At 31.6% G+C, this 20,391-nt stretch carries 17 protein-coding genes; 14 read left to right on the top strand and 3 right to left on the bottom strand.

Translation table 11 applies throughout. From position 1 onward, the window contains the following. Positions 1-673 precede the first annotated feature (673 nt). The 12 genes from CACET_RS11670 (at position 674) to CACET_RS21145 (ending at position 12,156) form a co-directional block, all read left to right on the top strand. Positions 674-1,630, top strand: a complete 957-nt coding sequence (locus CACET_RS11670; RefSeq protein ID WP_044826496.1) for a hypothetical protein — start codon at positions 674-676, stop codon at positions 1,628-1,630. A 153-nt stretch (positions 1,631-1,783) separates the two neighbouring features. After that, the gene (locus tag CACET_RS11665) at positions 1,784-2,434 is read left to right on the top strand and encodes a hypothetical protein (RefSeq protein ID WP_044826495.1); all 651 of its coding nucleotides are present in this window, start codon (positions 1,784-1,786) and stop codon (positions 2,432-2,434) included. A 761-nt stretch (positions 2,435-3,195) separates the two neighbouring features. Beyond that, positions 3,196-3,726: a hypothetical protein gene (locus tag CACET_RS11660; protein WP_044826494.1), complete on the top strand. Its 531-nt coding sequence runs from the start codon at positions 3,196-3,198 to the stop codon at positions 3,724-3,726. 70 nt (positions 3,727-3,796) lie between these two features. Further along, the gene (locus CACET_RS11655) at positions 3,797-4,798 is read left to right on the top strand and encodes a hypothetical protein (RefSeq protein WP_044826493.1); all 1,002 of its coding nucleotides are present in this window, start codon (positions 3,797-3,799) and stop codon (positions 4,796-4,798) included. A 440-nt stretch (positions 4,799-5,238) separates the two neighbouring features. Then, positions 5,239-6,138 carry a transposase gene (locus CACET_RS19505; RefSeq protein WP_052661607.1) on the top strand — a complete coding sequence of 300 codons (900 nt, stop codon included), beginning with the start codon at positions 5,239-5,241 and terminating at the stop codon, positions 6,136-6,138. Between the two features lie 92 nt (positions 6,139-6,230). Beyond that, entirely contained in the window at positions 6,231-6,680 is a 450-nt protein-coding gene (locus CACET_RS11640; RefSeq protein WP_044826491.1) for a GNAT family N-acetyltransferase, read from the top strand. Between the two features lie 22 nt (positions 6,681-6,702). Next, positions 6,703-6,855, top strand: a complete 153-nt coding sequence (locus CACET_RS21330; protein WP_423229843.1) for a DUF6713 family protein — start codon at positions 6,703-6,705, stop codon at positions 6,853-6,855. A gap of 1,151 nt (positions 6,856-8,006) precedes the next feature. Beyond that, positions 8,007-8,399, top strand: a complete 393-nt coding sequence (locus tag CACET_RS11635) for a mediterrocin family bacteriocin (protein ID WP_052661605.1) — start codon at positions 8,007-8,009, stop codon at positions 8,397-8,399. Positions 8,400-8,684: 285 nt separating this feature from the next. Continuing rightward, positions 8,685-10,619, top strand: a complete 1,935-nt coding sequence (locus tag CACET_RS11630) for a hypothetical protein (protein WP_044826490.1) — start codon at positions 8,685-8,687, stop codon at positions 10,617-10,619. After that, positions 10,616-11,224, top strand: coding sequence for an ATP-binding cassette domain-containing protein (locus CACET_RS11625; protein ID WP_044826489.1), 609 nt, complete (start codon positions 10,616-10,618; stop codon positions 11,222-11,224). The genes CACET_RS11630 and CACET_RS11625 overlap by 4 nt, the downstream gene beginning before the upstream one ends. Beyond that, complete coding sequence (locus CACET_RS11620) at positions 11,221-11,700, top strand: hypothetical protein (protein WP_044826488.1); 480 nt, start codon at positions 11,221-11,223, stop codon at positions 11,698-11,700. The genes CACET_RS11625 and CACET_RS11620 overlap by 4 nt, the downstream gene beginning before the upstream one ends. Before the next feature lie 321 nt (positions 11,701-12,021). Then, complete coding sequence (locus CACET_RS21145; protein ID WP_278287079.1) at positions 12,022-12,156, top strand: hypothetical protein; 135 nt, start codon at positions 12,022-12,024, stop codon at positions 12,154-12,156. A gap of 694 nt (positions 12,157-12,850) precedes the next feature. Here CACET_RS21145 and CACET_RS11615 read toward each other — a convergent pair. From CACET_RS11615 to istA, 3 genes are read right to left on the bottom strand one after another with little or no spacing between them, the layout of a single operon-like run. Continuing rightward, complete coding sequence (locus CACET_RS11615; protein WP_044826487.1) at positions 12,851-13,288, bottom strand: hypothetical protein; 438 nt, start codon at positions 13,286-13,288, stop codon at positions 12,851-12,853. A 3-nt stretch (positions 13,289-13,291) separates the two neighbouring features. Next, positions 13,292-14,101, bottom strand: a complete 810-nt coding sequence (gene istB, locus CACET_RS11610) for an IS21-like element helper ATPase IstB (protein WP_144414761.1) — start codon at positions 14,099-14,101, stop codon at positions 13,292-13,294. Beyond that, entirely contained in the window at positions 14,098-15,591 is a 1,494-nt protein-coding gene (gene istA, locus CACET_RS11605; protein ID WP_044826486.1) for an IS21 family transposase, read from the bottom strand. Before istA ends, istB begins: the two co-directional genes overlap by 4 nt. Positions 15,592-15,872: 281 nt before the next feature. Between istA and CACET_RS11600 the strand changes: the two genes are divergently transcribed. Further along, positions 15,873-16,667 (top strand): IS66 family transposase, encoded by a 795-nt coding sequence (locus CACET_RS11600; RefSeq protein ID WP_052661603.1) that lies wholly within the window; start codon positions 15,873-15,875, stop codon positions 16,665-16,667. Positions 16,668-17,347: 680 nt separating this feature from the next. Then, positions 17,348-19,582 carry a fibronectin type III domain-containing protein gene (locus CACET_RS19500; RefSeq protein ID WP_053072943.1) on the top strand — a complete coding sequence of 745 codons (2,235 nt, stop codon included), beginning with the start codon at positions 17,348-17,350 and terminating at the stop codon, positions 19,580-19,582. The last annotated feature ends 809 nt before the right edge of the window (positions 19,583-20,391 follow it).

Raw genomic sequence — 20,391 nt, 5'->3', positions numbered from 1 at the left:
TGAAATGGGAGTAAAAGGGAACAAAAAAGTTTGATATGCCATTTCATTGCTCTTTAGTCCCATTTTGTTCTAAATCTGTTTTAAGATGGAAATTTTATGATATATTGAAAATGTGCTTAAGTATAACATAGATTTTGATGGAAGGAGGAGAAGGTTGAAAAAGAAAACTAGAGATTGGCGCATTCCATAAAGGCATAACAAACAAGCCATCTTGCGGTGGCTTCGAAAAAATTGAATATGTAGACAAAATTAAGGTTATCCTGCTGACTTAATTCTATAACCCTGGAATTTTGCTAATTGCAGAGCTTGTTCCACAGTAATATCACGATTGACAGGAATAATGTCGGAGTTTCTGTAAAGTTCGGCATTATATGGTTTATTTTTCTTCAACCTGTTGTATAATGCTGTTAAAAGCATTCTTGCTATTGCAATGATTGCCTTCTTGTGACCGCGACATTTTCTTGATCGAAGATAGCGGTTGGGGATTTCAGGATGTTTTTTACTTTTAACCACGGAATTAGCACATTGGACGAAGTTAATTTATTATAGCTTAATTCGATTCTCAAAAAAGTCAATGGCAGTTTTATCTGTTTTATCGCAGTCTGCCGTCCCTAATGTTAAGTTGGTTATTTTGTTGAAAGTTCTAAAATATTTATAAAAGGAGATAACAGTTATGATAAAATTAAAGCGATTAGCATCAATGTTAACAGTATTTTGCATGCTATTTTCTTTGGTAACCTATGCAGATGAAGTTAAGAAAGAAGAAGAGGCCTACTACAGACAAGAAAAGACTATTAAATTGAAAGATAGTGATATAAAGTTAAATTTAGATGGAACTATAGAAGTGAAGAACAAAGAGGTTAAAAAGATTTTAGAGAATAACAAAAATATTAAAGAAAAAGTTATTAAGGAGTTAGAAGAAGGACATACACTGACAGATTACAAATCAGTTGAAGTTTATGTTACAGAGACATTAGCTTATGTGGATGAGGAACTACAAATCATAGATAGTAGGTTCATGACTAATGATGAGGTTGAAGAATATTTGGATCAAATAGATAATAAAAATCTGAATGTAGAGGACATCTCAGTCAGTTTATCATATTCTGATAGTCAAAAGAAAGGTAAGCTTACGATTTATATATTTCGTTTTGATACAGGAAGTTACAAATATAAGATAGCAACTGAAGCTGAGTGGTCTGGATACGGTTCAAGTGGTTCTGATAATCCTGCTACTGGAGATGATTTTGTTGGGATTACTTGGGGGGGAGATGGTGAACTAAAAGCTACATCCTATAGTATTACTGGTTTTTACAAACATAGCGGTAATTCTGTTAAGTACAATCGAACAGAATCCAATTATCAAAAAGGCTATATATGGTCATTTCCTGAGTATATTCAACACGAATTTATAGGAGACTACGCATACTACACAAGAGCTGAAGTGGAGTTAGCCAAAACATATACTCCTGTTAAAAATAAGAAAACAGGCGCTAGATTTTCATATATACATACTTATACAACTTCCGGCGTAAATGTTGGACTTAATCCAGCAGGACTAGGGTTGACCACTAGTGGAAATTCTAACCATTGGAAAATAGAGGTAGAAATTACTGAGCTGCTCTACTAGAATTTAGAAATAAAATAAACATATCCTTTGCTACCAAGAGGATATGTTTATTTTAAATTCAATTTAATATTAGGAAAACTTATTAAAATAACATTGCTATAAAGTTAAATAAATTAAGAATTTAAAATATATTTTTGAAAGGATGAGTGAAATATGATAATAAATCCGTTGAAAACTATAAAGTCTAATAAACTAAGATTAATTCTTCTTAGTATAGCAATCACTATTTGTCTAACATTATCATACTGGATAATGTTTTCGTTTGAAGATGAAATACTGGAAGAAATCACTAAAGATGTCGAAAGTATGCATGGAATTCACACGAAATTTCAGATACAAAAAATACTAAGCACTGATCAAGAAATAATATATATTTATTCTCTAGACAAAGAAGGAGAAAAAATAGTTGGAGATTATATCTATGCTAAAACTTTTTTTCCATATAAATACAAAAAACTTCAAAATGGAAGTGGTAATTATTTTTATAGAATTTCAATAGTAGGGTTAGAAAATGATCTTTTAATATTAGTATATGGAAAGATATTTAGTGAAGAAATAAAAAAAATAGAAGCAAGAGTAGGTCAGTCAACACAAGTGTTAGAGGTAAAAAATGAAAGTTTTTTTGTTTTCACATATAGACTTGAAGGAACGAAAGACACACCGCTGATAGAGGTTAATATATTTGATAAAGATAATATAAGAGTGAATCAGAAGTTAGAAAAAGAGTATATGATATTCAAGGAAGAAAATTATTCATATATTTTTAGTAAGTGCTTTAAACCCCAGTACTTGGTTGACCTATAAAAACAGCTTTATGAGGATAACTTATTTTTACCGCTTGTTTTTTGCAAGTGAAAATTCCTCATTTTTACAAACTTCTTTCCCCAGGCACCAGTGGGAAATTTTTAGAAGTCAAAGAAATTCAAAGAAATTGAAAGGTGAGTTTTATTTGACATGCAAAATTGCTAATAATTATGATAATCATCAGTGATAAAACTGTGACAAAATGCTAAAGAAAAAAGTGATAAAGAAATAATAACAATGTAATGATAAGAAGAAAAGGAGAAAGAAGTATTCGATTCATACCGAACAAAACGTCCCCACGACTTTTGCATTGTTAACTCGTCCCCTACCTTTTAATTAAACTGAATAATATCATAGTTAGAAATCACATACAACTAAGAAGGAATGAAATGGGAGTAAAAGGGAACAAAAAAGTTTGATATGCCATTTCATTCCTCTTTACTGCCATTTTGTTCTAAATCTGTTTTAAGATGGAAATTTTATGATATATTGAAAATATGCTTAAGTACAACATAGATTTTGATGGATGGAGGAGAAAGATGAAAATAGAGTGTAAGAGGTTAGATTTTATGGACAGGATTTCTCTGAATTTCTCCAAAAAAACAGTGCATGAAAAGATATGTGCAACAGCTCTGGAAAAGTTAGACAGATGGCTATAACTTTGAATGTAAATTTCACTCGTACTAAACTTATGTAAGCTAACAAATGAAGTCTGTTACAAAAGAGAAATTTAAGTAAAAAAATATACATGGGAGGTTATTATGAAAAAACTATTTGTTTTTCTTCTTGTTGTATTATTTTCTTTTTCAACAATAGTATCCTTTGCAAACACTATGACAACAGCTGAGAAAGCATTAGATCCAGATATTTCAGTTGATGCGGAAGCAACAGTAATAGAGGTTGCTCCACTAAGGGAGTTCAATATTTTTGAACGATTTTTAGCTTTCTTTAGTTCAAGTACGTCAACGTATTCGAAAGCTAAATCAAGTGTACAATTAATTAAACTGTCTGGCAATCAGTGGGCTGTAAATGCAAAATCTATGGCCCGAGATCAAAATGGACTGCCGTTCGAAATTGATTCAATTCATGTTAAAGGGTCTCTCTATTACAAAGATGACAAAGGTGACTACATATATAAAGTAGGAAATAGTAAGACTGAATCAAATTCTGCAGACGTTATGGTTGAGAAGGTATCAGGTATTGATAATAGGATATCGATGGCAAAAGGCTATCACAGATTTGAGCATAGTGGCTATAAGACTATTACTCAAGAAAATTATGATTATAAATAAGCTCTAAAACAGAGTACTACTACCTATTTTTAGGTAGTAGTTCTTCATTGGAGAGAAAGGAGCTCAAAATATGCTTTATTTCTTTAAAAAGAAAAGATATGTTCTAAAGTTTGCATTAGGCATTATTATAATGTTTTTTATAAGTGGATGTCAAAATTTTATTCCTTATCTACACAATCAAAAAACTAAGCTAGAAACGATAAATAATGGTATTTATAATGATAGCATGTTTGAACTAGAGATGTTGAATCATCGAGGAGAGCTTTTACCTTCAAGACACATTGTATACGACAGCAGTGAAGAGTATACATTAGTGATTAGAGATACTAATACAGAAATTATAGGGTATAAGCTTATGCTACTCATAGATGGATTACAGTATGATTTATCAGAAGATGATATGGAATCAAAGGCATTTTTACTTTCGGCAGAAAATGGTGAAGCTTCCACGCATATTGATTTTTCCAGAATAAATACTGGGTATCATTTTGGTATGTTTATTATTGAAAAAATTTATGAATCACCACGGAAATTTTTAACTCCTGAGCAGGATATACGCTTTACAATTTATAAATCAGAGGGGGAATCAAGTTCAAATATTGTTCAACCTCAATTAAAGGTTTCAAATGTTGATAGTACAACATTGTTAGCATCTATTAATCGATCTATCGAGTTCGTTGCTTTTCCTGCACAAATGCAACCACCGTTTGAAATACGACAGAATAACGAAGTATCTCAAGATTCATTATCTACTTATAATCTTTACCTTTACAACTCTTTTCCATTTAAGACAGATTACTGGATTGGTGTAATCTCAGAAGGTGAAGTAATAACAAATGCATATAATTCTGATTACATCTTATCGCTAGCTCCTTATGCAGAAACTGTAGTTCAGGTGACACTTTCCAACATAAATATTACACAAGATAACCCCTTCTATTTTGTTGCTATACCAAACCCTCAACAAGAATGTGATTCTGAATCATTGCAGCTAGCTTGGAGAGAAGGTAAAAGTATGTTCACTCTTTTTTCTCAAAAATTTATAATTACCGATTCTACAACAAAAGATTAGAAGAAGTCGAAGGGACGTCAGACCTCGCAAAAATGGATCATTATTCCATAGCACTTTTTATGCTTTTCATAATTAAAACAACTAATGTTTTCAAGGAATAGAGTATACTTATAAAATCGGAGGCTATAAAGTACTTTTTTACCTGTTAGCCTCCTGACTATTTCCTTTATTCCTAATATATTTATTGCTCGTTTCATATTATATAGACTAAAAAAGCAAAAGAAATCTCCGCTTTTACTGACTGGATACCTTTTGTCAGAAAACACGTCATACCTAGCCCCCTCTTTATCGTTCTAAAGGGATGTTCTACTATCATTTGCCTTTGCCTAGAGAAGGAAAGGGGTCAGGCTTGGGGTCAAGGAAAGGGGTCAGGGGTCAAGGAAAGGGGTCAGGCTTGAAATATTCACTTATTAATATTATGATTACATAGGGTGATTAAAATGCCAAGAAAACCACGTATACACTATAAAGGAGCTCTATATCATGTAATGGTAAGAGGTAATAACAGAGAAAAAGTATTACAAGAGGAGATTCAAAAGAAAAAGTATTTAGACACAGTTTTATTATACAAAAATAAACTAGGCTTTAAATTGTATGCTTATTGTATGATGGATAACCATGCTCATCTCCTAGTAGAAGTAGAAGAAGTAGCATTATCACAAATCATGCAGAGAATACAGCAAGTTTATACCAAATGGTTTAATCGTGAATACAATAGAACTGGGCATGTTTTTCAGCAAAGATATAAAGCCTTACCCTTACTACGTTCAAAAAACACATACTTATTACAGCTTATAAAATACATACATAATAATCCAATAAAGGCTCACATAGACAAAGGATTAGATTATCAATGGAGTAGCCATCCCATATATTTAGGGGAAAAAAATGGATATGTAGTTGATACCAACTTTGTACTCAGCATATTTTCATCTAACAAAAACAAAGCAATAAGTCAGTATCTTCAATTTATGAATCAGGATCAAGAAGAAATAATATACGAAGATATGGCAGAAACTCAGAAGGAAGCAGCATCATATTTTCCAGATAAAGATAGAGAAAAATTTAATAAAGGCATAGATGAAGTCATTAAAAAAATATGTAAATTAGAGGATATAACATTAGAAGAACTCACTAAAAAGACGAAGATACAAAGGATTTCTGATATTAAAAAAGCAATAGTGCTAGTAAATGAGAAATGGTGCAGTATGCCTAAAAAAGTAGTAGCAGAAAAATTAAACCTACCGCCATCAATGGTATCTAAAATAGTTTCAGGTGAAAGTAAAGGAACACCTTATGTGATTGAAGTAATAAAAAGATGGGAAGAAGTAAGTGAATAATTCAAGCCTGACCCCTGATGCCCCTTAATTGCTAATCGTTAGGAAGCAAATAGTGAAGAGAATATCTCATATTGAAGGAGAGTGAAGGTTGGATGGATTTTAAACTAAAAGTAATAAAGATAGAAGAGCTTTATTTAATAAAAGAATTGTGGGAAAAGCTGAATCGACTACATATGAAGGATTCTAAATTCTTTAAGGAGCATTATGCAACCTTTACCTTCGAAAAAAGATGTGAAAAATTTAGAACAATGACTGATAAAGATATTCGAGTTGTGGTAATAGAGAAGGATGATTTGGAAATAATAGGTTATTGTATCTTAACAGTTCATAAGGAAGTAGGAGAAATTGAATCACTTTTTATAGAAGAAGCTTACAGACAGCAAGGATTAGGTAATCTAATCGTTAATCAAGCTATTGATTGGCTAAAAGGGGAAAGTTGTAAAAAGATTTTCGTAGCGGTTGCAGATGGGCATGAATCCGTACTTGATTTTTATATGAAGCAAGGATTTTATCCTAGATTAACATATCTGGAGTTAAAGTAATGATTTCATTTAATCTTTTCTTCTGTTTCATGAAATGGATGGTATAAAAAATAAAGAATGGAAGGTGTTTATCTATCTCAAGAATATGGAAGATAACAAAGTTTATCAAATACTTTCTATGATGCATCTTCCAATATACGTAGTAATGCTATTTGTTTGGTTAAATATGTTCTGACTTTAGTATACTAATATAAAATGAATTCTTTTCGGAAGCTTTGGTTAATAATTTGCTATGTTCAAAATTTGTGAAGTAATTACTTTGAATATAAATAAATAAAGAAAAACATTAGGCGGCACTATCTCAAAAGGATGCCGTCTTTTTTATGGGGTTTTCAAATTTTTCTTTTTTAAATAATGGACAAGGTTTTCCCACAAATACCCATTTTATTCCCACAAACTCCCATTTTGTTCCAACAGTACCGAAAAATGTAAAATTTGTGATATACTAAAAATGTACTTAAGTACAAGGAAAATTTTCTAATCGAAAAAGGTGGAAGGTTTAAAATAAGATGTAGGAGGTGGTACATTATGGACAAGATTTCACGAGATTCTCCAAAAAAAAGTGACTGAAAAGATATCTACGATAGCCATGAGGAAGCTTAAACAAATAGTTATCTTAACAGGCACTATAAAATTATTTTATCACAAGAAACAAATGAAAGGTAGTCTTTTTTAAGAAGAGGTAAACTATGTCAGATGTATAAGTGCATTCTACGGGTTAAAACAAACTGCAAGTGATGCGGACTTATCAACAAGATGCAACCGTAAGAACTGTCCCCACTGTTATTCACTGTTATCTGATAGTAATTGTGAAGAATTGATTGCTAAACTAAAAAGTCATAGTGTTTTTTATAATGCTGGGCGATACTGCCTATGACAGGCGTTAAGTTGTTCAAACTATGTGATGAACTCTCAATTCACCTAGTTACTGATACGAACCTTACAAAATCTAAAACAATCGACAATATTAAAAATGCGTATAGAAAAAGAAATTTTTACTTTATTGATTGATTCTCCTAAGGGAGAAAAAAAGTTATAAGCAAAGAATCACAATAGAAAGACTGTTTTCTATACTAAAGCTGTGCTATGGTCTTAAAAATCCAAGATTTTATGGATTTAACAAATCTAAGCGTCATGTAATGTAGATCTTGCTTTTATAGCTTATAAAAAAAAGCAATCGGTAATGATCAAGAGATTACATGTAATCAATTTCCTTGGAATAAATAAGGAATTAGCTTTATGTGGAAGTAATTGAAAAATTACGAGCTATTTACTCAACAGCGGATAATTATGTAAAATAATAAAATTACAAAAGGAGAAGATATTGTGATTAAAAAGAGAAATAGGATAGTTAAAAAAATTTGTTCCTTTGCAATGATAGGTGCTATCGTTACAAGTATGGCTATACCTAGTTTAGCTGCACCTCGTGAGATTTCAAAAACTTATTCTGGCAGTTTTACCAGTGATTGGCAAAAAACTTATGAGGACACTATGTATTATACTAAATTGACATATGGATACAATACTAGTTGGATAAATGAAGATTATGCATGGGCTCAAGGTTCTTTTATGACTAAAGATTATAATCATAATGCATATGTAAGAAATGATAATGGAGCACATTATGGTAACTCTGTAGACTATAGATTCGTATCAAAAATAGAAGTTCGGCATAAAGGTAGTACCATAACATATAAAAATCAATTTAACGCAAAATAATTCAATGGCATAAAAAGCATAAGAGTTGTCATCCATGTGATTGCAACTTCTTATGTTTTTTCATTACAATCAATAATATAATTGAAAGTATTCCTGGTATAGTTAAAAAAGCAGTTTGCAAAAAAGAATACGTTCTGTTTGCTATACACATTTTTCTATGAATTTAGCACTAATGTAAAGTTAGATGTCTATTCTATCCAGATATCTATTTTGAAGAATACTCAAAAACCCTGAATACAAAAGTATTTGAGAGATAATTTAGGAATATACAGAGAGGTAATTAAAATGAAAATAGCAAAATATATTACAAGTATACTATTAACTATTATTGTATTAGTTTTTATTGGAGAAACCTATGTATGGAACATAAATGGGTTTGAAACAGAATATCCCTATGTAACATATTATTTGCAAAAAAATATCACCCAAGGTGAAATGATTTCTGATATTTATAGTTCAGCAAATAAGCATAATATACAAACTTTTGTAGTAGATCGTAAAATTGAAAACGCTCTTTTAGAAAACATATCCATATATGGTACTGATGGCATAAAACCATATTTAAGTAAAAATTCAGATATTGTTCCTGGTACTTTCGATAGTATTTTCTTAGGTAAATCTTCTATACAGATTTATCCTTTTGAAGATATTCCCGATATTTCTAAAATTAATACATATCGGGTTATAGGAAAAAAAGAAGATATTATAAAGTTCAAACAGGATCTTGTAGATAAGTATGGAGGAGCTTATCCAAGAGAAGGTTATATTTCCCTTAACAGTAGTCTTAATATTTTATTGGTATGGGTTATTGTTCTTTCATTGTTTTTATTGCTGACACTCTATAATATAGCTTTAGAAAAAAAAGAAGTAATAATAAGATTAGTATCAGGAGAACGATTGACTGATTTTGTTTTTAGAAAGATGATTATTGATATAGTTTTCTATAGTTTACTCTTTGTTATAATTGTATCTACCATGAATATATTTATAAACGCTACCTATCATTTAAACATTTCAATAATTTGTATGGTTATTTTTATTATTATTAATTCTCTTTCGTATACATTGTTTTTTATTACTGATTACAAAAAAGATATGGCTACAAAAAACAGCGAAAAGAGAGTGTTACGTATAAGTTATATTTATAAGATATTCACCATTTTTATTACAATCATAATCATGGTAGGGTGTGTTAATTTGATATATGAAGGAATAAAATTTTATAAGCAAAAAGATTTCTTTTTAAAATATAAAGATTATTCATATGTTATGCTAGCTTCCTTAAGTGATGATAGTGATGAATTATCTGGCCGATTACTTAATATATTATACAAAAAATATTTATCGGAAGGCAAAGCACTTTCATTAGTGTATTTAGGCAACGATTATTATAATGATGATAACTATATCTTTGCTGACAGAGGAGCTGTAGATTACTTAAAGGATATAATACCGGAAGTAAAAAATAAAAAACTTGAAAACAAAGTATATTTTATAAAACCTAAGGATTACAGCAAAAGTGGTAATGAGCATGATTTGGCCAAAGATTTTTTTACAAGGTATTATAAAGGGAATTTTGAATATGAAGAAATCTATTATGAAAACAATGCAGAAGTAATAGCTTTGATAGGTGTAGATGGGGTGGATAGCACGCTTAAAAAAAATCCAGTAATATTGTTAAATAACATTATTGCCGAAAAGCTTGAAAACATTTACTACAGATATATTTGGCAGGCAACCATGTTTAGAATTTCTGATAAAGAATGGCATACATTCATCACAGAAAATAATTTTCAGAATGAAATAGCATACAAAACAAATGCTTATAAAAACTACATTCACTATTGGCAAATATTAAAACGAGGCATGATAATTGGTATTGCTTTGCTGGGCATAATATTGTTACTAGAAGGAATAATTATTAACAATATATTGAGTTGTGAATATAGTGTGAATGCAGTCGAATTATCAATTAAAAAAGTTGTTGGATACGGCTTGCTAGGTAAGCATAAAAAAATTCTAATCACCACAATACTTTTTGGATTTATTGGGTTAACATTAGCAGTAGTTGTAAGCTACTTTTTAGGGATAACGTCATATTATTTTATGATAGCTGGAGGATTGATAGTCATTTTACTAGAATTAGTAATCGTAGTAAGATATGTATATAAACTCGAAAACATAAATGTTCAGAAGATACTTAAGGGAGGTTCGTTATGATCGAAATTAAGAATTTGTATAAAGCCTTTGATCAAAAAGTACTGTTCGATAATTTTAACATGAATATTGAAAGTGGTGACTTTGTAATTTTTTCAGGAGTAAGTGGTTGTGGTAAAACTACTCTTCTTAATATGATAGGTGCATTGGAAAAAGTTGATAGTGGTACAATTAAAATAGATGGAATAGATATTAGTAAACGCAAGAATCAACTGAAATACTTCAGTGAGAAAGTAGGTTTTTTATTTCAAAATTTTGCGCTTATGGAAGATAGAACAGTAAATTATAATTTAAATATAATCAAAAAGAAAAATCGTTCGGAGATTGAAATAAGAGAGGCTTTACATAGAGTAGGACTAGAGGATAAATTGAACAGTAAAATATATACCCTCTCAGGAGGAGAACAACAGCGGATTGCATTGGCTAGATTAATGGTTAAAAAATGTGATTTAATTCTTGCGGATGAGCCAACGGGTTCTTTGGATAAAGATAATGCTAACAAAGTAATGGCAATTATGAAAGAGCTTAATGACGAAGGAAAGACAGTTATAGTTGTAAGCCATGATGAAAATATTAAGAAAAACGGCAAAAGGGTGATAAACTTATGAATAGTAAAAAAGGCAATAAAAGAAAAAGAATCATCGTTGGTACCATTATTTTTTTCATGTTATTTGGTGCCTATAATTTAATTTGGTATCAAATTACATACAGCAAGTATGATAAGTTTTCAAAAGATATGGAACCAGTATTTAAAGGTATGTTGGCACAAGTATATTATAGTACTTCCTATCATTGTCGTGAGGACGGTTATCAGTATAGTGTAAAATATCCAGATTATTTATTTTATACTGGAAATCTTGCTATATCCAATGATGACGATACATGCTCTATAATAATATGGCCTTCATTCTTTGGGAATACAAAGTATGGTGTTATGATACAAGATGAACAAGACGGTTATCAAATTATGGTTGATGAAAATATGGAACCGATTGACAAGTACTTTGCGCCAATCATAGACAAACATAAGGAAGTAGTGAAACCATTATTTGATAAAGCAAACGAGAGATGGGATACTCTGTGACTTCTGTTTATTGGGATTGAAAAAAAATCTATAAAAACAGCTTTCTATGCTAATTAGAAACGGTTCATTGATTAAAGACCAAAGTAATCAATTAAGCTGCAAACAAAAAAGTTTTTATGCTATTTTATTACATCTAAATACTATTTTGTTACAATTGTGTTTAAATATAGAAAATCATATGATATATTAAAAAAACCATATAAATAAAACCCAGAAGGGTTGAATTATTAGTCTTTCAGGTTTAAATCTGATCTTAATTGCTAATCGATAGGAAGCAAATAGTGAAGAGAATATCTCATATTGAAGGAGAGTGAAGGTTGGATGGATTTTAAACTAAAAGTAATAAAGATAGAAGAGCTTTATTTAATAAAAGAATTGTGGGAAAAGCTGAATCGACTACATATGAAGGATTCTAAATTCTTTAAGGAGCATTATGCAACCTTTACCTTCTATTGATTGGCTAAAAGGGGAAAGTTGTAAAAAGATTTTCGTAGCGGTTGCAGATGGGCATGAATCCCTATTTGATTTTTATATGAAGCAAGGATTTTATCCTAGATTAACATATCTGGAGTTAAAGTAATGATTTCATTTAATCTTTTCTTCTGTTTCATGAAATGGATGGTATAAGAAATAAAGAATAGAAGGTGTTTATCTATCTCAAGAATATGGAAGATAACAAAGTTTATCAAATACTTTCTATGATGCATCTTCCAATATACGTAGTAATGCTATTTGTTTGATTAAATATGTTCTGACTTTAGTATACTAATATAAAATGAATTCTTTTCGGAAGCTTTGGTTAATAATTTGCTATGTTCAAAATTTGTGAAGTAATTACTTTGAATATGAATAAATAAAGAAAAACATTAGGCGGCACTATCTCAAAAGGATGCCGTCTTTTTTATGGGGTTTTCAAAATTTTTCTTTTTTAAATAATGGATAATGTTTTCCCACAAATACCGTAAGCGTACAATAATCTCATGGATTTAATAGTTGTAGATTGTCAAGTAAATTTGACCACTTTTTACGGATAAATTGGACCATAGAATGCAATTTTTTATTTTGTGTTTGCTAGGTGGTCCCTTTTGTTTTTACGCTTAAAACTGACCACCTAGGGTAACTTTTACATCTAAAATTGACCACTATTAATCTAGAATATTGCCATGTGATATCCATCTGCTAGGAGAGTTGTTTTATCTATATGAATTGTGTTTGTAGTGCGATCTAACTTTACATACTTGGTTAATTCTATAAGCTTTTCTTGCATTAATTCTTTATATAAAGATTCAAGGGTACTGTCTAATTGGTAATATACCTTTTGTGTTGGATCAGGTGTGACTTCTCTGATTGCTGGATTTGTGCATAGTTCATCAATTCCCATAAAAAGTGACTCTTCTTTAGTTGCTATATTTATCTTATTATTTATTTCATCATAGATAAATCCTGGAGCTTTCTTAATTCTTAATAACACTCCTTTGGGGGATTTGATACCAAAATTTTGTGAGATGTATTCTATTGCAGCCTCATTTCCAGATTCGTTATATATCTTTACTATCTTTTTATAATCTTCTTTACAGACTTTAGCCATACGTTAATCCTCCTTAGTATCTAGCTTTCTTGACTTTTCTGTTTTATTAAGTTCTGACATGTACTTCTGACCTTTGACACGAAAACTGTCTCCTGTTATACTAAGAACATGACAATGATGAACTAATCTATCTAGTATTGCAGTAGCTGCTAATTGCCCTGTAAATACTTCATCCCATCTACTTAGGGGAAGATTAGTTGTTATGATAAGGGAGCTTTTTTCATATCTTTGCCGGATAACCTGAAAAAATATGCTCTCTTTTTCTTTGTCCATTTTTAGGTACGATAACTCGTCTATGATAAGTAAATCAACCTTATTTAAAGCCTTTAAAAGCTGTTTTAAAGTATCTTTTCTAACAGCATCTGACAACTTATCCATAAGCTCCTTTGCATTTACAAACATAACTGTTTTTCCTGCTTTACATGCATTTATACCTATGCCTGTGGCAATCATACTTTTACCTACACCGGGAGGACCTATGATAATGATGTTTTCCTTTCTTCCCATAAATGAAAGGGTTCCAAGTTCTTTGACTTTCTGATAGCTTATACTTTCATTAAAGTCATATTCTATGTCATCTAGTGTTTTGATAAAATCAAAGCCTGCTTTGAATATGAGACGCTGTGATAGTCGTTTTCCTTTTCCTTCTTCTTCAGTTTGAATCAATTTAATTAAGAAATCTTTGTATCCAAGTTTGTCTCTTATGGCTTCATCTATGATTTCTTGGTATTTTTCTCGTATATCTACTAGCTTGAAGTCCTTTAATTTTGCTCTAATGTAGTTATCATCGCAGATGATCTTTTCTTTAATCATAAGGAGGTTACCTCCTGGCTATCGTAGTAGTCACAGCTTCTTGTGATTCCTTCAATATCTGTTATTTGGGTAATGGATGTAATTTCTGTCTTATCTGATACTATTTTGAAGAAATCATTCCTTATTAGTTCCTTTATTGATTTGATATCAAGCTTGTCTTTATCTATGGCATAGGCTAGTATTTTATCAAGAACCTCCGGCTCATAAAGATCTAGTAATTCCAGTATTTTTCTGGCATGATAGCTAGGTTGTTGAAATAGTCCATCTACTGCTTTTAAATATGCTTCTCCATATTTAAATGTATTGATAAAATCTCGTTTTATCTGTGGAATTGACTTATTAGCCTTTACTGATATGGCATCATAATGGGTAGGATCTTTAAAGGTGCCGAATTTACCTTCTCTAAGCTCAAGGGACATAATATACTCAGATTCCATATCGTAAATTTCTATTCTAAACCCATAAATTATCCTATATTGAAGTTTTTTTGTTGCATATTTTACTGGCACACTATATTTATTTGTACCTATGTGTATAAAGCTATCATTGCTAATTACTCTTCTTTCAAGCTGTTTCATCTTAAACCTAGTGGTTGGTAAGGGTAGAAGATATTTGATTTCTTCGTTTTCAAAGAATTCATTAGGAATTCGCCTTGTAGTTGTATGAATCTTACTATTCCAGGCCTTTATGAATTCCTTTCCCTGTATATTTAGATCCTCCATTGAAGTAAATCTATTTCCCTTAATGAACTGTTCTTCTATGTATTGAAATGGCTTTTCAACCTTGCCTTTAGTACGGGGCCAGTAGCAATTACAAGCATTAAGCTCTGTGCCAAGATGTCTAGCAAGAAGTAAAGAGTACTCATTATACTTTATTTCACCTTCATTTTTAGGATTATTATCTACTACCAATGCCTTAGGGTTATCAATCAGAAGCTCCAATGTAATACCACCTAAATCATTGAATAACTCCTGAATTGCTTCATAAATTGCTTCTGCATCAATGCAAAGAGAGAAACACATAGCTTTCTTTCTGCTGGCAGATAAGATCATGGCAAAGCAATATACTGTCTGAACTTTGTTGTTTACATACATTTTATATTCTGACCAATCAAACTGAGCTTGATCACCAGGTGGAGTTTCTACCCTTACAGTTGCATTTTTCGATATTTCAACCCTATCCCTATCAATCTTTTTAAGTGCTCTGTAAATAGGGTTAATTGTTCCCTCATATCCTTTTTTCTTTAACTCCTCAAATATTCTTGTACCATTAAAATCATACTCAGGAGAAGTTCTCCACATAATTATTTCAGCTAAATATTTATCTACCTTTGAAGGATACTTAGCTCTTGTGTACTTAGGCTTTTCTTTAAGTTTAATTAGCCTTTTAACAGTATTACGAGACATCCCAAGTTGCTTCGAAATCTGTAATATTGGGACCTTCCTTATGTACAGTTCCTGTACTGCTGCCCATTCTTGCAAGTTTTTCACGTCCTTTTGCCCACCTTTCGTAAATGCTACAAAAGAATGGTACATTATTTATTTAAGGTGGTCAATTTTAAACGTAAAAAAGCATACTTGTATAGATTTACAATTAATTTTAAGGTAGAATTTTCCTATACCTTAGTGGTCTATTTTCAGTGTAAATCAATAATAGTGTCTTGCAACATGAGACAATATCCCTACAAAGTACTTTTAATGTTAACAAAATACTTTGGCAACATTAGAACAGTAGGGAGATGATAGTTTGACTACTATGAAAGTATCAAAACATGAAATACTTAAGGCTCAGTGGCAAAAAATCCTTAAAGATCAAAGTGGAAGTGGACTATCAATTCAAAGATACAATTGAATCCCAGAATAAAACCATTGAAGGCCTTAGAGAAGAGTTGAAGAAGGCTAATGAGAACATGGAGTTTCTCATTAAAAAGCTTTATGGAAGAAAGACCGAGAAAACTTCTGTAATAGATGGACAACTAGTAATTAATGATATTTCACTAGGTTTATTCAATGAAGCAGAAAAAGAAGCAGATCTATCAGTTCTAGAACCAGTTCCATTTGATGAACCAGTTAAAAAAACAAGAAAAGGCTACAAGAGAAAAAATCTCTTCAAAGACCTTCCACAGCAAGATCATGTCTACAAACTGGATGAATCCCAAAGAGTATGCCCAATTGATGGCGATAGTCTTTCTGTAGTAGGGAAGAACTTCTTAAGATCAGAAATCAAATATATACCAGCTGAAATTAGCGTAGTTAACATATATCAAGAAACTTATGAATGCAGAACATGTAAGAAAGATAACAGGCCAAGGGTATTTAACCCATATACTCCAGAACCTGTACTTCAACATTCCTATGCCACAGCTTCCAGTGTAGCATGGACAATGTATCAAAAATTTGTACAATCAGTTCCTCTATATCGCCAAGAGAAGGGTTGGAAGCAGATGGGCTTTCCAATAAGCCGAGCCACCCTTTCTAATTGGATTATAAAAACTTCAGAAGAATGGCTAATCCCTGTAATTGAAAAACTGCATGAGGATTCTTTTAACAAGGTTACCAGGATCTAATTATAAGGCTAACTCAAACTCACTGGATCTAATGATGCCTTGGGATGAATTAATTCAAACAACGTGTAAAGCAGATTAAATACCTACAGGGATATCATACCGATATCCCTATTATTATTCCATGCATCTTTTATTGTACGCTTACCTATCATTCTTTTTTTGGTTGAAGAATAAAAAGTATTCTTACTCTTATCATAATCAACCATATTGTAGGTTGTCAACACACGTTACTAGGAGTTTGTGGAGTGAAATGCTATTATAAACTATTCTGTTATATTTGGATTATATAAAATTCATTTATATACAATAACAAGAAATTAACCAGTCAAAGTTTTCAAATTAAGGAAAAATATAATGTTAAAGTTAAGTCATTACTGAAGGAATTAAGGATAAAAGAAAACAGAGGCTATGAAAAAAGTGAGGATTAACTTCCCTGTTGTTTTACAAAATATTGACTAATATGGTTTTTTATTCTAATATATAATTATAATTGAAAAAAAGTAAAAAAATGGATTAAATTGTAAAAATCACTAAAAGGTGATTTTAGTGCAGTATAGCCAGAATTTCATGTTTTTGCGATTTTCAAATAACACACGAGGGGGATGATTCATTTACATTCTAACTGCCGATTGTTATTCTTTAACGATGAATCAATTAATTTGCTTAAAGGAGAGATTTGTATGAAGAAATTTTTGCTTTTGTTTTTGTGTGCAGTAATGATTAGCAGCATAGTGTTTACTGGAATAGGAATTAATAGTTCGGTGATGGCAAATTCTTTAGAAGAAGAAACGGATATACCCGTAGTTTTGCCTCCAACTCCTCCTGTGTCACCATCGGAAGTTAATGCTACTACTGTATCTAGCTCAGAAATAAGGGTAGTTTGGACTAGTAGCTCTGACGACACAACAGAGTTCATTATTGAGAGAAAACAAGAAGAAGGAAGCTATAGTCAAATAACAACAGTTTCATCCAGTACTAGACAGTATAATGACTCAGGACTTACTCCAAACACTAGATATTATTATAAAATTAAGGCTGCAAATAAGGTGGCGGTTTCAGGCTATTCTAGTGAAGCTACTGCTATTACTTCTCCAGCGCCAGTTACTCCTCCTTTTAAGCCCACAGGTCTTACTGCTACAGCAAACTCCACTTCGGAAGTTCGATTAACCTGGGCTAAAGCCTCAGGCATTGTTGATAGATATGAAATTGAGAGGAAAACGTCAGGGGGCAACTATCAATTGATTAATACTATTAGCAATGGCAATGCCACCTCCTATAATGATACAGGAGCTTCTCCTAGTACCACCTATTATTATAGAATTATAGCATTTAATAGTGGGGGAGCGTCCCCCTATTCTGATGAAGTAAATGCTACAACACAAGGGGTTATTGTTAATCCCCCTGCTAAACCTACAAAATTAACCACTATAGGGATCTTTAGTGATAAGATTAATCTGTCTTGGGTAGATAATGCTGATAGTGAAGCTGGATATAAGGTTGAAAGAAAAACAGGAAATGGAAATTTTATGGAAATCATTGTGCTTGGACCCAATCGTACTACTTATTCAGATACAGGCATTTCCCCAAACACAGTCTATACCTATAGGGTTAGAGCTTATAATACTGGTGGAAACTCAGATTATTCTAATGAAATCAATGGTAGTACTATAAATTTTCCAGCTGCACCTACAAATTTAATTGTAAGTTCTACCTCCACTGACCGAATCAGTATCTCATGGCAGGATAATGCCAGCAACGAAAATGGTTTTAGAATAGAGAGAAAAGTAGATAATGGAAACTGGAATGAGCTGACCACTGTAAAGGCTAATGCAACCAGTTATACCGACACAGGCTTAAGCAATAACAGAACCTATAGTTATCGTGTGAGGGCCTATAACGATGCAGGGAATTCAAGTTATTCTAATGAAGTGAGTACCAAAACAGGTGGTGTACCAGAAAAGCCAACGAATGTAAAAATTACAAATGTATCCACTGACCGAATCAGTATCTCATGGCAGGATAATGCCAGCAACGAAAATGGTTTTAGAATAGAAAGAAAAGTAGATAATGGAAACTGGAATGAGCTGACCACTGTAAAGGCTAATGCAACCAGTTATACCGACACAGGCTTAAGCAATAACAGAACCTATAGTTATCGTGTGAGGGCCTATAACGATGCAGGGAATTCAGGTTATTCTAATGAAGTGAGTACGAAAACAGGTGGTGTACCAGAAAAGCCAACGAATGTAAAAATTACAAATGTATCCACTGACCGAATCAGTATCTCATGGCAGGATAATGCCAGCAATGAAAATGGTTTTAGAATAGAAAGAAAAGTAGATAATGGAAACTGGAGAGAGTTTGATATCGTAGGAACTAATATAACCAGCTACACCGATACAGATTTAAGTAAAAACAGGAGTTACAGCTACCGAATAAGGGCATATAATGATATAGGCAACTCTGAATATTCCAACGAAGTTAGTGGCAAGACAATTAATAAAAATAAAAGGAAAAAAGCAACTACCCGGTTGTATATAGGAAGAACTCTTTATTATGTTAATGATCAAGTGAAGGAAATGGATACAGCTGCCATCATCATGGAGGGGAGAACACTTCTGCCTATAAAATATATAGCCGAACCTATGGGTGCTTCAGTAGATTGGAATAGCAAAGAAGGAAAGATTACAATCGAGCTAGAAGATAATTATATAGAAATTTGGCTTGATAAGAATGTTGCCAGAGTAAATGGAGAAAGAAAACCAATTGACGATAATAATATTAATGTAAAACCAGTTATTATTCCTCCTGGAAGAACAATGCTGCCACTGAAATTCATTGCTGAAAACCTAGGGTGTCAGGTGGAGTGGAATAGTAAGATACAGGAGGTAAGAGTAATCTCTTCAGAGGAATAATTTTAAATTGTGAAGAATGACTTTATCTTGATGATAGCCAAAGTCAATACTTTTCATCAATAGATTGTCTTGAAGATTAGTGAAAGCTTTACCTTCCACTGTTGGGTCAGATTCTAGTTCTTCATCAATCAAATAAAATATTTATTCTGCCGCAGTAGAAGAAAATTGCAATTCATTAAGGATATTTACCAGAGGAAAAAATTCGACATACAACTTAAAACGTATCACGATAATGCAATTTTGAATCAGAATAAAGAGTGTAGTATTTACACTCTTTATTTTACTTTTTTGTCAATTTACTTGTAACACATACAGCATCGATTTCTTAAAACTAAAACATACAAAAACTTCTATCTATCTTGAAGAGGCACGGTCCTTAGGGGTAAAGAAGTGAAAGTCAAAGAAAGTCAAAGGAACGTTTTGTTTGACATACAAAACTGCTAATAGTTATGACAATCATCAGTGATAAAATTGCCACGAAGTGCTAGAGAAAAAAGTGACAAAGAAATATAACCAAACGTCCCCACGACGCCCCCCTAGGATGTTCTTTTTTGTGATCGTAAAGTGATATACATCATCTTTTACCGACCATTTTAACACTTTATCGATTTTTTATTCAAAATAACAGTATATTATGCTAGTATTTTATTATTCATTAAGCAGTTGCTGAAGATTTATTAATATTTGTTAAACATAGAGTGTGAAATGATTCATGAGGATTACGCCAAACAACCTTAAAGCCAACAATACTCTTGCATATGAAAATTTTATAACATGCGTTAGTACTGTTAAAGATAATTTTATACCTG

Source organism: Clostridium aceticum, from assembly GCF_001042715.1.
Classification (GTDB): Bacteria; Bacillota; Clostridia; order Peptostreptococcales; family Natronincolaceae; genus Andreesenella; species Andreesenella acetica.
Note: the sequence above shows the minus strand (reverse complement) of the source record. Positions and strands in the feature narration are given on the sequence as shown.

Coding starts and splice junctions, on each gene's coding strand:
- CACET_RS11670 (WP_044826496.1), top strand. CDS start 674: ATGATAAAATTAAAGCGATTAGCATCAATGTTAACAGTATTTTGCATG.
- CACET_RS11665 (WP_044826495.1), top strand. CDS start 1,784: ATGATAATAAATCCGTTGAAAACTATAAAGTCTAATAAACTAAGATTA.
- CACET_RS11660 (WP_044826494.1), top strand. CDS start 3,196: ATGAAAAAACTATTTGTTTTTCTTCTTGTTGTATTATTTTCTTTTTCA.
- CACET_RS11655 (WP_044826493.1), top strand. CDS start 3,797: ATGCTTTATTTCTTTAAAAAGAAAAGATATGTTCTAAAGTTTGCATTA.
- CACET_RS19505 (WP_052661607.1), top strand. CDS start 5,239: ATGCCAAGAAAACCACGTATACACTATAAAGGAGCTCTATATCATGTA.
- CACET_RS11640 (WP_044826491.1), top strand. CDS start 6,231: ATGGATTTTAAACTAAAAGTAATAAAGATAGAAGAGCTTTATTTAATA.
- CACET_RS11630 (WP_044826490.1), top strand. CDS start 8,685: ATGAAAATAGCAAAATATATTACAAGTATACTATTAACTATTATTGTA.
- CACET_RS11625 (WP_044826489.1), top strand. CDS start 10,616: ATGATCGAAATTAAGAATTTGTATAAAGCCTTTGATCAAAAAGTACTG.
- CACET_RS11620 (WP_044826488.1), top strand. CDS start 11,221: ATGAATAGTAAAAAAGGCAATAAAAGAAAAAGAATCATCGTTGGTACC.
- CACET_RS21145 (WP_278287079.1), top strand. CDS start 12,022: ATGGATTTTAAACTAAAAGTAATAAAGATAGAAGAGCTTTATTTAATA.
- CACET_RS11615 (WP_044826487.1), bottom strand. CDS start 13,288: ATGGCTAAAGTCTGTAAAGAAGATTATAAAAAGATAGTAAAGATATAT.
- istB (WP_144414761.1), bottom strand. CDS start 14,101: ATGATTAAAGAAAAGATCATCTGCGATGATAACTACATTAGAGCAAAA.
- CACET_RS11600 (WP_052661603.1), top strand. CDS start 15,873: ATGAAATACTTAAGGCTCAGTGGCAAAAAATCCTTAAAGATCAAAGTG.
- CACET_RS19500 (WP_053072943.1), top strand. CDS start 17,348: ATGAAGAAATTTTTGCTTTTGTTTTTGTGTGCAGTAATGATTAGCAGC.